Source organism: Shewanella glacialipiscicola (assembly GCF_023283485.1).
GTDB classification, from domain to species: domain Bacteria; phylum Pseudomonadota; class Gammaproteobacteria; order Enterobacterales; family Shewanellaceae; genus Shewanella; species Shewanella glacialipiscicola.
Map to the genome: position 1 here is coordinate 15310 of NZ_JAKILU010000017.1, position 13273 is coordinate 28582.

Consider the following 13273-nt stretch of genomic DNA (forward strand, 5'->3'; position numbering starts at 1 on the left):
TCCGTTTAAAAGTCAGGGGCGAAATCGGTGGCCACGTTCAGGAAGCGGCCAAGTAAATCGTCTTGAGAGATAAAGCCATAAGCGAGCGGTTTCATTTCCCCCGTGCCAGGATTAACTAACACGAGTGCGGGACTAAACGGGACGTTTATGTGCTGGTCGTTTTGGCGGTTCTGTACGATGGCTGGCAGTGCTACACCATCCAGCGTGACGCCAAGTAGCTCAATGCCATGTTGCGTTGCGAACTGCTGCACGCTGGGCGCCAGCGCAATATCAATTTCTTCTTGGCCTTTGTAGACAAAGAACAGGCCCCATCCTGCATCTGCAAGGGTGCGTACTGCGCGCATCTTCTTGTTGCGCTCTAATGATAAATAGGTGCTTCTTGCCGCTTGCTCTGTTGGCCTGTCTTTGGTGTAAGACAGCTCAGGGTTATCCAGCAGGACCTTTTTGAAGGTCATGCCAAACTCTGACGATTTATTGCTGACGTACTGATTAAGCAGCATGGCCCTTTCCACTTTCTCGCTGTCTTGGCTGTTTATCGCGGCGTCATTGAGCGTGTCTTGGTAGTAGCTGTGAAACCAATCCATCTGCTCGGTGGGCGTCAGGGTTTGGGTGCGCGTGAGTGTGACGCTTGGCGTTTCGGCCTTTTTAGGCGCTTGCTTCTTGGGGGCAGTCGGTTCGTTATACCAGCGCCAGCCTTGTGCATCCGTGGCGTTTGCGCCGTGGCAAAACGTTGTCAGTATAAGGAGCACTAACGCGCTGCGCTTGTTGACCACCGCATCCCCTTTTTTTGTGGACAACCACGCCAACGGCGCGCGGCTTGACCACCGAAAAAAAGGCACTGCGGCGGCATGTTGTAAGCGGTTATTTAACAACGTCCTCATGGTTTGGTTCCTCCAACCGACTGTTGTAAGCGTTTTTGAATTTCGTCTGTGCTGGGCAGTTCGATGGCGTCGTACATGTCTTCATAAAAATCAGAAAAGTCCATTGACGACATATCAATGCGTTGCAGTTCGTTAGGTGAAAAGGCGCTGCAATCAGGATTTTTAGCGCTGCCGAAGTTTTTGCCCAATTGCGCGCGGCCCTCAACTTGCACAATGCGCGCGAGTTTGCTATCAAACGCGCAATAGGCTTTTTTCTTGCGGATACACACGCCAAGCACTTTCTCAGCGCAATATTGGCCAAGTGATACGGTGAGCTTGTCTTCTTTGGCGGTACCCAGCGCTTTTTCTTCTTCACTGCAGGACGTTAAGCCGATGCCGTTACCCCAACCGCTGTCCTGACAACAATTGCTGATCCCCAGCGCTTTATCGCTGCACTCCATGATGTTGCCTTTGAAAATGATGGCGCTGTTTTCGTTGATGTTGGCTTTGTCTTTCACATCACCGGCTGCGTCACTGACGGCGGCCAGTCCTGCCGCAGCATGGTTAAAGTCAGTGCTGCGAGTGGCCGCAGGATCGTAATAGTCACCACTGAGCGCAAAGCTGTCTGCACCGCAGATAAGGCCCGTATCTCGGCATTGCTGTTTATCACATAGGCGTTGTTGTTTATCTTTAATGCAAACGCCGCCAAGTTGGGTGTCACAACTGGTCGATTGAATGCTGCAATCTGCGAGGGTGGTGCAGGTATTGGGAAAGGTACATTGATAGGTGGTTTGTTCTTTCCAGCAATCCAATGTCACGGCTATCCCATTAATCATGCGCGTTTCTTTACCTTCTACGCATTGAGATTGGACTTGTTGGCACTCAGGAAGAACAGCACCACAGCTGTTGTTGTAACCGACTTCAACATGCGTTTCAGTGGTGATGATAGTGATGGGTAAATTCTGTAACTCAATTTTAAAGTAAAAATCCCAATTTGCACTTATATGAACCGCTAATGGGGATGCTTTAATATCATAATTTTCTGTGGTTAATGAACTGTTTACACTCATTGCGCAAGGTTGATTAGCAACACATGTACCAGGGGCTCTCTCTGTTAGAACATGTCCTATAAACGTACCATTTAATGCAATTGATAATTCGGCATCAATGGCTATAGAACGATACTCACCTTTAAATTGAACACGGACGATCTTAACATTAGGGTTTGGTAATTTAATGTCAATAGTAAACGGTGGTGTGCCAGTTAAGCTGTATGAATGCGCCACTTCCTTAACCGATGTGCTTTTGACAAAGGGTGTTAGGTAGCATTGCACCGGATTATTGGTGGGCAACGTGCAAGAACGTGGCAGAGAATCGACTTCACAAACGAGCCCTTTTTCACAGTCATGATATTTAGATGAAATGCCGTGGCTGATATTGTAAGCATCATTTTGATAGCCAACGGCGGTATGGTATGCCGGATCGTTTTCATCGATAGTCGGGCGTCCCTTGTTAAAGCCGCTCGTCACGGCTTGGGCTTGACCATCCGTGCTCATGCCTTGCATTTTGGCACTGTCCATGGCGCTTGGGTTGTTGTAGTAACGGCTTTCGCTCGGATTGGCGACTTCTTGCTGACATGTCGCATCTTTGCATAAGCTGTTAACGTCAAAATCGGTGTAACCCGCTTTGTTCTGATTCTGCTTGATACTGTCTTTGGCCCACTGCACATTGTTGCGATAGTCTTTTTCGCTGTTTGTCGCCACAACAGGCAAGGCGGCGCTCAATGTGAGGATGGCACTTAGGATTAAGGCATTATTCAACTGAGTCATTTCGCCCCCTGTGCTAATGTCTTCGCCGCAACATCGGGAATGCTGCCGTGTTGTGCTAGTAAGTTCAGCGCGTCATACAACGAAACGTTGCCGTAAATCACGTCAAAGTCATCGGTACTGCAGGGCTGTTTTGCCTGACATTTGTTGGGTCTTACAGCAACAAAGGCGGGTACTTGGGTAATGCCGAATTGCGTAAACCACTGGGGATTAATCGCAAAACCGCTCTGTATGGTTTTACCCTTGTTATCGATGAGGTGATTCATCTGTTTAACAGTGGCGGTAAAGCCTTGTGGCAGTACACCGCGCACAATGAGTGGCACTTGTAAGTCTGCGCTTTGCATGAGCAATTGCTGCAAACTGGTGGCAGGCATACCCAATGACACAAATACCATCACACCATTAGCATCGGCACTGGGGTTGGGCTTTGCATCGAGCAATGGTGATAGCGCGTTGTCTAATTGGCCTTTGCTTTGCGCTTCGAACTGACGAGCTTTATCAAACAGTGCGGCTTGGTCACCATTCAATGGGGGTAATGTGTGACGTTCTCGCATCGACAGCGCTTTTAATTCGTCAATACTGTAATCCGTTTGGGCGAATACCTGTGAAATTGATCCAAGGTATAAGCTCAGCAGTAAGGCTAATCCCTTGAATGGTTGTGAAAATAGAGAGTTATGCACAATTTTTGTGCATAACTCGGTATAAATTGTAGGTAATTTGGTCTCAAACTTTTTCATCGAAAATCCCTCTCCTTCTTGGTCACAAAAACACGCAATTGCGTTTTTTGAAGTTGATAAAACCAAAGTTGTCACCCGACACAGGGTTGTCGTGGCCACTTTCCCAGATAACGGTGGTCGTGGTGTAAGGGTGCGCCCATAGCGCATCGGGTATGGTGTTGGTCATTTGATAGCGATAGCGGGATTTGGGCATGAGGGGCATCGGCGTTTGATAGCAAATCGCGCCGTCTTCACCGTGGGATTCCCAAACGATGCCTTGGCGATGCAATTTGTAGTTCAGGCGCTCTAAAATCAACGTACCCGCCTGAATGGGCGTGTCGCGGTAATTGGTGGTGCCAGTCAGGGGGTAGGCACTGCCTTGTGAGCCCATACACCAAAACAGAAAATCAAAAGGCAATATGCTGTTAGTTGAGGTGGCCACGGCTTCGGTTGCACAGGCGAGTTGTGACACTAAATTGCCAAATAAAATGGCTTCGGGATTGAGGATAAAAGACAACTCATCGTCATCCCACAGTGGATCTATCTCTGTTAAATAGGCGATATCAAAATTGTCCGTGGCCATACAGGCTGCGCTTTGCATAATTTGCAGCCAATAGATCACAGGGTATTTGTACCAGTGCCCATGATAAAACGCGCCATCACTGGCATCGTTATCGCGACTTGTGACGCGACCGCCAATTTGGGGGGAATTACTCATGTCGAGTTTCATGCCCATGTTGACCATGCAGTAAGGGACGCGCGTCACGTCCACTAAGGTATCAGGCTCCCAGTAGCCGATATTCAAGCCAATTTGCATAAAAATAGGCGGCGGTTTGGGACAAAATGAAATGGGTGATACGGGGTTGCGCGTATCGGGTAGGCTCCCAGGAATAATAGGCACACTGCCAATGGTCATCGGGAAGATACACGACCAACAAATGTCGGTCATCGGGTTAACGAACGTGCCCGTACAGGCGGCCTGTGCGTTGGCTTGTGCGGGAATTAGACCCATCAATAAAGATAGCCACGCGAGTTTAATGTGTCGCATTGTTTGTTTCCTCCATGAATACAGGGAAATTGGACACATCCACTTCGCGCACTTGCCACATCACGCCCTCTTGCTTCACGACACTTGGAACGCGCTTAAGTGTTAAGGCGCGGCTGAGGTTTCCTTGCTGGTCAAAGTAAACGCGCGCATCTAATTGGGCATGCAGTGTTTCGGGTTCGCCGCCCGTTAAAATCCATTTGATGTGTTGCTTTTCATGGGTTGTTGCAAACTCTTTGGCCCATAACACTTGCTGCACATCATCCCCATCAAAAAACACCAGCGTTTTACTGAACTCAAACTTGCCGACGTTTGCTTTTTGTAGGGCGGGCCATGTCTTGGTATCAAATGGATTAACCCGTGTGCCTTTGGGATAAATCAGATTGCCATTAGCATCATTGATATCTTTGGCCAGCGTTAAGGTGGGATCGACTAAAAACACCTCTGGGGTTTTAGTGGTAATGAGCCCCACCGGACGAGGGCGCTTTACACCCGCTTTGACATTCTCTTGGAATTGCTCGCGCATACTGTCTAGCTCACCCGTTTTTTCAAAGGTTTGCAGACGGTTTTCAATCCACTGCAGCATGTCAATTTCAGCAATGGGGAACACTTGCCCCACGGTGCCGATAGACGCAGCCTTGAGCGGCAATAGTGGGCATAGCGTCAGCATCAGTAGCGCGAATTTATTCATTTAGGCGTGACCTCGCTCGCTTGGGCGCGGTTCGCCTTGTTTTGCGCATGAAGGGTTTGCAGTAGTGACTGCTGAATTTCTTGAGTGACATTCACGGCGCCACTGACGACGGCGGGGCTGACTAACACTACTACATGGTTATCAATGGCGTATTGCTGCACCACATCGTCCAGAGTTTGGGTAAATCGAGTGATTTCTTTTTCGCGTTGTTCGTCGGATAGCTCGCTTTGACCGATAGATTGGTGAAAGCTGGCCACGGTTTCGTTAATGTCATACTCGACAACTCTGGGTTCGCGCGTCACCCATAGGGTGATCATGACGCCCAGCGTCACCAGCCATAAAAAGGCTTGAATAAGGTTTTTTTCCATTTTATGCGGCCTCTTTGTGGGTTGCTGCTGCGGACAAAATGGCATCAAAACGGGCCATATCATCGGGATAGAAATGTTGGGCTGTCAGTTCAATGGCATCGAGTAACGGCATGCCGCCTTTAATAAGGTTCTCACAATGCTCAAATTCTTTCGGCTCGGTTGAGAGCATGGCGCGCGACCATGGATCGGCAAAAATCCGGTGAAAGGACACTAGCCCGCCCGCTTTGAGCATGACGCAGGAATGACCCGCATCATTGGCGCGGGGGAATGACTTGATCATGTGTTGCTCGAAGGGCGAGAAGTGGTCAGGATGCTTGTTCAAGAAATCCCCAAAGCCATCACCTTGTCGTAATGTGATATGAATATCTGAACTGTTCAGTGCCGCTTCGGCCTCGGCGTTGGCAAAGAAGTCGTTCATGCCTTGCGTTACTGTGGCAAAGCTGCCGCCGAACTTACGCACTGTGCGATAACCTTCGTTGATGAAATCCTTACTTTGCGCATTCGCGCCGCTCATGAGCGACCACGCTTCTTCAATCACACAGATTTTCGGAATAGAACGTTGGCCCGATAAGTACATTTGTTGGCTAATCGTCACCATCAACGCGAAAATCACTGGACGTTGTAGCTCGCCTTTAAATCCATCGAGTTCAAGCGTGGTGATATCGATATTGGGATCGAGCATCGAGGGCTTATTGAAAATCGCGCCATGAATACCGCTTGAACAGAACTTGTTTAATTGCGCAGCGATATCACTGATACGGGTATCGTCATTTTTTTGCGCGGCAATGTCATAGAGTGCCTTTTGCACATCGTCAATCAGCGTGTCGTTACCGCATTTTTGCCATGCCAGCAAAATAGCATCGCCGAGTAATGCCGTCTGAAATCCGGTGAGCTTTTCATCAGGTGATGCCATGGTGGCGATAAGCGCGGTGATGTTTCCCAACACTTCGGTGATGGGATCAATGGCTTGACCTTCATCATCGAGGATTGGGCCAAAAGTACCCGCATCCCGCACGCTTAAAACTTTGCCTAAGTGGGTAAACGGGTTTAGGAAAATCTGCGAACTATCGAGATAGACGCCGCCTAATGTTTGAGTGAGTTTTTTGTAACTCTGACCCTTGTCAAGAATCCATGCCTTGCCCCCTTTGGCAAAAATCGATTTTACTAAGGCTTGCATGAAGAATGACTTCCCTGCCCCTGAGCCGCCCGTAATCGCCATGTTGTAGTTATCACTGCCGCAGTTAAACGGATCGAAATAGCTAATTTGATGGCGCATTGTTGGCAAGAGTAACCCTGCTGATAAGCGTTTGTAGTCTGCAACAATCGGTAAGAAATTCACCAAGTTTGAGGTTTTCATCATGAAACACAGGCCCGCTTTTTGGCTGTCTTTCATAAAGCCTTCGCTCATTGAGAACGGGAGGGTGGACAGTGTGCACATGCCTTGCAGTTTATTGTTTCGGATTAAATCAATGCCTGCCGTGCGAAATGTCGCAATCGCCTTTGAGGTGTCGTGGCGGTGCTTCTCTTCTGTCGTATACAGGGTGACATTCAATGTCATGGTGGTGATTTTAAAAGCGTGTGAGCTGAGTCCTTTTTGTATCTCCTTGCGTTCAGCCAGTTCATCCGCGGCACTGGGGATCAACAACCGCATAGGGGAGTTGACCGTTTTGGTTAGTGAGCCAATTTTGCTGTCGTTACGGGTTGTTTGCTCACCCGTTTTATTAATATAAAACGACACGCTGACACGGTAAGGGCATTGAACACTGTTCATGGTGTAACTGAGTGATGCAATACAGTTGGGAAACGCATATAGCCTAAAGTCGTTCGGCAGCCCTTTAAGCCCTAGATTGATTAGGGTGGTATCGACACTGTTGTCGGATTGCATCGGTGTGTGACGGATATTGACCGAATCACGATTAATGATGAACTCACTGTCAGGGCTGAGAATTTGGGTGTTGAGAGGTTGATACTCGTTATATTTAGCGGGCGTGACGCGATCTTGTTGATGCGAAAAATTTAAGTGTTCGCGGCAATGCTCAATCAGATCGTCAGCGCCTAAGCGGCGAATGTGCATGCCTGTTTGCGCCAGTTCTGACTCAACGCCAAGACGCATATCCAGCAGTGCAGGCATGTCCTCGGTGGTTGAAACAAAGAAAAACCCTTTGGTGTTCTTTAAATCGTAGTGGTATGCGCTGCTGAGCTTGGTGCCAAAGCCTTTTGTCGAACTGTGTTTGGCATAGATAGCTTCATTATTAGCAAATTTATCGCAAATGGCATTGCGGCCACTGAGCAGCGCTTGATTTTGCTCGATGAGTTCACCGACTTGGTTGTTACCCACCATGACGAATTGATAGTGCCATTTGTCGCCCTCTGGCAGTGTGCACACCAAGGCGTTCATGGTTTTGATCAAGTCGTCATTAGCCCCGCCAAACAGCGAAATGGCAAAGCCAAAACCAAGCGTATTGGCATTTTCAAATACTTGTTCGGCATCATCATAAATGCGATAGGGCAATTCATGATGCAGATGGTTGTGCTGCTGTTTGCTGCTGGCATAGAGTGCGCCGAGATCGTCTTTAATACGTTGTTTCATGGCTTAATCCTGCTTGATGTATTTGGCAGGTCTACCCGTCCAACGGCTCTTATCGACCACGATGTAGACATCGCTGGTATCAACGTAATCACCTTGCTCATTGAGATACGGGAAGATTGTTACTTTTTGGACTGACTCTGAGGTGCGCAGCGGTACACCGTGGCGGTCGCGGCGTGGCAATGGGATAAAGTCTTGTTGTTGGCTCGCGAGCTTGGGAAGTGCAGTTGTGCTTTGGCCGCTTAAGGCCGTCACCGCAGGGCTTTGTGCTTGTGGCTGATTGAACACACCACTGTCAGTGAGTTGCCTCACTTCCATCATATTGGTACAGCCATTGATGCCGCCCACCTTATCGCAGGAATAGTCACCATCCAGCCCTGCCGCACAGCCACTCACTAGCCATGAAGCCAGTGCGATAATACCGGTGTTACGTAATGCATTTTTGCTCATGATTGGGTTCAAAATGTCACTCCTTAAATGAATTAATTCGCACGGCCAAAGGCTGAGTTAACAGGGGGGCGTTGGCCTTGTTGGTTATATTGCTGCTGTGGTGTAGGCGTGTTTGCGCCTTGGGCCTGCGGCTTAATATTCCCTGGCATCTGTTCTAACAGTGGGTTGCTGATCGTGTTGAGGATTTGCGCTGTGGCACTGACAGGATTTTGGGCTTGTTGCGTTAGCGCTTCTTCGTATTCTTGAATGCCAACCGGATCGAGTGGGAAGCCTTTCAAAAACACGATGTTGACGGTATTGCCCGGATTGAGCTCAATAATCGGGTGGTATTGCTCAGCTAATTTAATGTAGTAATCAGCAAGCTTGCTACCCACGCTTGAACTGGCACTGCCGGCTAAGTTGAGCAGTGCATCGGCCCCATTCACGCTTGAAGTTGACCCTAGCGCTGAGTTCGATGTGGTTTGGCTCAGTGCCTTACCTGTCTCACCAATGCCCGTCAAAATGCCGCTAATCCCTGCCATCTGAACGATTTTGCCGTTCTTCATAATGGCTGTACCGCGAATGCCATTGCGGCCATAGTTAAATACGGTCGCCTCGACTGGAATGTCGATGATTTCATCTTCAAAAATACAGCTGAGGCGAGTGGTGCGCACAATGCCGCGACTCGATGAGATTTCCCCGTAAGCTGCACCGAGAACCGTGCAGTTATTGAGCTTTGAGGGCTTGCCGTTAGGGAGTACACCTTGGTTAGTGGTTTGGAATACCATCGGCACCGTATCGCCTTGGCCATTCACACCCGCATTGGCATCTGCGCCGCCCGTAACGACAGCCGTGACAAACGTACCTGCAGGAACATAGTTCTCAGGGGTGCGTTTTTTTGGCAGGTTTTCTTCTGGCGTTTCCCAATTTAATGCAAAGGAATCGATGCCATTTTGGGTTGCAGGTGGCGGGATAGCGCCGCCTTGATAGGGGGCAGCATACCCGCTTTGTCCGTCACCCACGCTCGGGCGTGGCGGCAGCGTTTGTTCACCTAAGTAGCGTGTGCTTTGCCTAACGGGATAGGCAGATGCATCGATGCCCTCTGTCGAAAATTCATCGGTGACATTGTTATTGCTATGCTGCATTGCATTTGCGGTAGCGGCATTAATCTTATCATCAATTCTTTCAGTGATGGTTAGTTGGAACGTCTCTAAATTACGTTTTAAATCAAGGCGATTAGCTTCATTGTTGCGCTCAATGGCTTGCATGCTGCTCAGTATTTTATCAATCGCTTTCTGCTGCTTATCTAAGGCAATTTGTTGTGCGGTGAGCGCAGACTGATTGTCTTTCTCGGTGAAATCTTTATCAATCACGGCACCAAAATCGATAGGATTGCCCGCTGCGGTTTCGGGGGCACGTTTAGGGGCAGACATATAGGCGTCGCCCGCTAAATAGAGGGCACCGAGTACCGTTGCCCCCACACCTGCAATCACCCAATTGCGTTTTTTATTGGCTTCATTTAACGCACTGCCTTGCTCAAAGTCGGCTTCGGGGTCCTTTTTGAAGTAGTCTAGGAGTTGCTTCATTGCATGCTCTCCCCGCCCGAGACAACAAAGAGGTGGCCCGTTTGCTGTGGTGCTAATTCATAGGTTGATAAGGCAGCGGCTCGCGTTGTTGGGGAATAGAACTGCGCTGTGGTGAGGGTGACTGGGAGTGCTGCGTGGTTTGTTACGCGATAAATGATGCCGTTGAAATGCTTACCAGTGAACACGAAAGCAGGTTCTGTTGTTAGTCCTGCTGGTTTAGGCATTTGTTGCTCATTTAAGCGAGTAAACATCGCGTCATCGATAGATGTTTCCGTGCCTCTCGGCTCACTGTCTACCGTGGTGCGTTCAAGGTCATCATTGACGACATGCACACGATAACCGTCAATCGGTTTGCCTGTGGCGAGGTAGCGGATCATTTGCGCGGTGAACTCGGTCATCATGGTTGGATAAGGGGTTTTCTTATCGAAAACGGAGGGTTGTTCTTCGCGATAATGTTCTGCAGTGAAGATAGAGGTCACGGCAGGAATGGCTTTAGGGCTGATGAATAAGCCGAAATGTCTGCCCTTTTCTGTTGATACATAGGCTGTGAATGGCATGGCCAAATTGAGGTTAACGCGCGCTGCACCGGATTTATCCGATTTCGTGCCAGTGACAACGCAAAATCCTTCTGGACAATCAATCGAGGTGATTTTGTCACCTTCAACGACTAAGCGGTTGATATCAACACTCGACAGCTCAATAGGAACCGTTTCGCTGTCATTGAATCCGTAGTGTTTTGGGGGCGTATTTGCCGCTAACACGCTCATAGGAAAAAGCGCGCAGGCTGCGAAAACAAGTGGGTTAGCAATCTTCATTATTTAACGTCCTTTTGCACTTTCTTAATGGCTTTGAGCGACAGTTGGCCATGGTCATAATTCATGGCAATGATGTAGCTGATGGTTTCGGGTTCTAGCGCGCGTTTGCCGACATATTTGTTTAACGTACCCGTGAGTTTGACGAGACGATCATCAAGGGCAATTTGGGTTTCATTGATGGTGAAGTGACTGCTGATGTTTTGTTTTTTAATCATGGCTGCATCTTCAACGAGTAAAGGTTGCATCTGATGCCAATCAGCTTCATCGATATAGGTTGCGAGCTGTTTGTACTGATGGTCTACCGAAGCGGGCGTGACATTGAGTTTTAGAAAGGCAAAGTATTCGGCCATTTGCTGTAAATACGGTTCATCTATAGACGTGTCTGATACGGTAAAGGCTGCGCTGATGGTCGGTGGAACAACGGTGCGGCTTTTATTGAAGTAGGCCTTCCATACAATACTTGCTAGGACCGTGTTACTGATCATGGCTACGGTAAAGCCGATTAACAGAAGTGTGTTGAGGGATTTGGCAATGCGAATAAAGTCGATCTTGTTCTTTTGTAACATGGGGCATCCTTAGGGGGATTGGCCCCCTAATTCACATCATTTAACGTAACCAGTAGCGGCGACATGCCGCAGGTGTTCGTTTTAAAAATGAAGCGCTAAATTCTGCAGGGGCGTACCAATAAGCGGTGAGGCGTAATACGCTCATGCCGTATTGCGATTTCATTCTGCGCATCCCTAAAAACCATGAAGAGGCTAGTACCATGCCAATGAGCGCGTGATTCATCATGAATAACACGGCAAAAAACACTAAGGCAGGAACAAGTTCATCCATCGCAAACCCTAATAACGTAGGGGTGTTGTTGAGGTGTTTAGGGATGCTAAAAAACTGAGTGGGGTTATCCACGGTCTATAGACCTACAACCTTTAAGGCTACGTTGACGAAGATCATACCAACGACAAAAGCCCCAATAGCGGCTCCCCAGTTTTTGGTTAAAAAGCCAGTAATCGCAGCGGCACATAAACCCACTACGAGAATGGCGAACTGTGCAGTTGAGCCGGTGCCAACGGTATCAACAATTTCAGATTTAGCCGGTGCAAAAGGATCTGCAGCATGCACATCCCAAGACATAATCAAAGTAGCAACCACACAAACGATAAATATGCCGACGACGCGCATAACGTTAATGGTTCTATTACTAGGTATATGTTTTGCGAGTCTTAGGATCTCTGCGTTTACTTCAGTTTGTTGTGCGCTAGGTTGTTTCTGAGTCAGAGTTGTCATATAACACTTCCTTTGTATATATTTAGGTGAGGCTTATGTAATTAATTATAATTACTTGTTTGATCATTGTTGTTTAATTGGTTTGGGCGGAGCATCAACAAAACTTAATAAACTATGCTCAATTCGAAGCTGTATTTCGGCTCGTTTGCTACGTGCTGAACGTTCACATGAATTAACTAATTTATTGTGATATTCACCTGTTAAAATAATTGTTATTCTTGAGTGATTTTTGTTAATTTTTCCATCGGACATGTAATCCTCATTTATATCTAGTTGTGCGACTATCGCGGCGAAGATAATAAGTGAAAACAGATACCGTTATTAGTTAGGAAATTCCTAACTTGAAATGAAACTTAAATTGAGTTACGTAATACTTGTATTAATAGTTTATTTAAAAAGATAGTTCTAATTTCATTAGATGACGTGCATCCAAATTCTGCTCTGAGATCGGCAAGGTGCCTTTCAATTGCCGTGCGCGAGCAGTCTGCTTTGGCTTGTAATTGAGATGGTGTCATTCCTAGTGAAAAATCCTTCATTACTTCTAGCTGCCGTTGCGTAAGAGTTGGGAACAACTCACGGAAAATAGTGATCTCGCTTTTATTTAGAGGCATATTTTTTTACTTCTTTATTGAAAAATCGATATGTTCTATCATGAATAAAATTACAAGATTACTGTATTACAGTAAACTTACTGTATTACAGTAAGGTGGTCAATACAAAATGAATTATTATGAAAAAAAATTATAACCCTCCTACTTCGTCTAAAACTGAGCTTGTGACGTTTAGGTGCCCAAAGAAGCTTAAGGAATTGATGGACCAAGCTGTAAAAGATGGTAAATATCAAACAATTACAGCTTTAACTGTTGAGGCTGTTAAGGATAAATTGCAATTCGACCCCGATTCAGATGCATAGTTGATCTGTTTTGCATTGGCCTTGCAATTTTTTTGATGAGCTATTAAAATACGAAGTAGATTTTGAAGCAAAAGTGCATTACATAGCACGCTACTACATAGTTTTCTATGTAGTGTATTTTTCAAAATTAGAGTGTGTTGGGGGTGGTTC

15 protein-coding genes are annotated in these 13273 nt (G+C 47.3%); 1 reads left to right on the forward strand and 14 read right to left on the reverse strand.

Annotated features, from left to right (window positions below; genetic code table 11):
- Positions 1–5: 5 nt before the first annotated feature.
- The 14 genes from traF to L2717_RS12975 form a co-directional block, all read right to left on the reverse strand.
- Entirely contained in the window at positions 6–881 is an 876-nt protein-coding gene (gene traF / locus L2717_RS12910) for a type-F conjugative transfer system pilin assembly protein TraF (protein ID WP_063883622.1), read from the reverse strand.
- Positions 878–2689, reverse strand: coding sequence for a type-F conjugative transfer system mating-pair stabilization protein TraN (gene traN / locus L2717_RS12915; protein WP_220773238.1), 1812 nt, complete (start codon positions 2687–2689; stop codon positions 878–880). Before traN ends, traF begins: the two co-directional genes overlap by 4 nt.
- Positions 2686–3423, reverse strand: coding sequence for a type-F conjugative transfer system pilin assembly protein TrbC (gene trbC / locus L2717_RS12920; RefSeq protein ID WP_220773237.1), 738 nt, complete (start codon positions 3421–3423; stop codon positions 2686–2688). The genes traN and trbC overlap by 4 nt, the downstream gene beginning before the upstream one ends.
- 22 nt (positions 3424–3445) lie before the next feature.
- Positions 3446–4450, reverse strand: a complete 1005-nt coding sequence (gene traU, locus L2717_RS12925; protein ID WP_220773236.1) for a conjugal transfer pilus assembly protein TraU — start codon at positions 4448–4450, stop codon at positions 3446–3448.
- Entirely contained in the window at positions 4437–5138 is a 702-nt protein-coding gene (traW, locus tag L2717_RS12930; RefSeq protein ID WP_107881361.1) for a type-F conjugative transfer system protein TraW, read from the reverse strand. Before traW ends, traU begins: the two co-directional genes overlap by 14 nt.
- Positions 5135–5506 (reverse strand): TrbI F-type domain-containing protein, encoded by a 372-nt coding sequence (locus tag L2717_RS12935; RefSeq protein ID WP_107881359.1) that lies wholly within the window; start codon positions 5504–5506, stop codon positions 5135–5137. The genes traW and L2717_RS12935 overlap by 4 nt, the downstream gene beginning before the upstream one ends.
- 1 nt (position 5507) lies before the next feature.
- Positions 5508–8096 carry a type IV secretion system protein TraC gene (gene traC, locus L2717_RS12940; RefSeq protein ID WP_012197900.1) on the reverse strand — a complete coding sequence of 863 codons (2589 nt, stop codon included), beginning with the start codon at positions 8094–8096 and terminating at the stop codon, positions 5508–5510.
- 3 nt (positions 8097–8099) lie between these two features.
- Positions 8100–8555: a type IV conjugative transfer system lipoprotein TraV gene (gene traV, locus L2717_RS12945; RefSeq protein WP_012589027.1), complete on the reverse strand. Its 456-nt coding sequence runs from the start codon at positions 8553–8555 to the stop codon at positions 8100–8102.
- 20 nt (positions 8556–8575) lie between these two features.
- On the reverse strand, positions 8576–10108 hold the full coding sequence (locus L2717_RS12950; RefSeq protein ID WP_220773235.1) for a TrbI/VirB10 family protein: 1533 nt from the start codon (positions 10106–10108) through the stop codon (positions 8576–8578).
- Positions 10105–10923, reverse strand: a complete 819-nt coding sequence (traK, locus tag L2717_RS12955; RefSeq protein WP_006087324.1) for a type-F conjugative transfer system secretin TraK — start codon at positions 10921–10923, stop codon at positions 10105–10107. The genes L2717_RS12950 and traK overlap by 4 nt, the downstream gene beginning before the upstream one ends.
- Positions 10923–11489 (reverse strand): type IV conjugative transfer system protein TraE, encoded by a 567-nt coding sequence (gene traE, locus L2717_RS12960; RefSeq protein ID WP_220773234.1) that lies wholly within the window; start codon positions 11487–11489, stop codon positions 10923–10925. Before traE ends, traK begins: the two co-directional genes overlap by 1 nt.
- Before the next feature lie 40 nt (positions 11490–11529).
- Positions 11530–11832: a type IV conjugative transfer system protein TraL gene (traL, locus tag L2717_RS12965; RefSeq protein WP_006087326.1), complete on the reverse strand. Its 303-nt coding sequence runs from the start codon at positions 11830–11832 to the stop codon at positions 11530–11532.
- Between the two features lie 3 nt (positions 11833–11835).
- Positions 11836–12210: a hypothetical protein gene (locus L2717_RS12970; RefSeq protein WP_012197904.1), complete on the reverse strand. Its 375-nt coding sequence runs from the start codon at positions 12208–12210 to the stop codon at positions 11836–11838.
- Between the two features lie 63 nt (positions 12211–12273).
- The gene (locus L2717_RS12975) at positions 12274–12462 is read right to left on the reverse strand and encodes a TraY domain-containing protein (RefSeq protein WP_012588990.1); all 189 of its coding nucleotides are present in this window, start codon (positions 12460–12462) and stop codon (positions 12274–12276) included.
- A gap of 478 nt (positions 12463–12940) precedes the next feature.
- Between L2717_RS12975 and L2717_RS12980 the strand changes: the two genes are divergently transcribed.
- Positions 12941–13123: a ribbon-helix-helix domain-containing protein gene (locus L2717_RS12980; RefSeq protein ID WP_012197906.1), complete on the forward strand. Its 183-nt coding sequence runs from the start codon at positions 12941–12943 to the stop codon at positions 13121–13123.
- Positions 13124–13273: the final 150 nt, after the last annotated feature.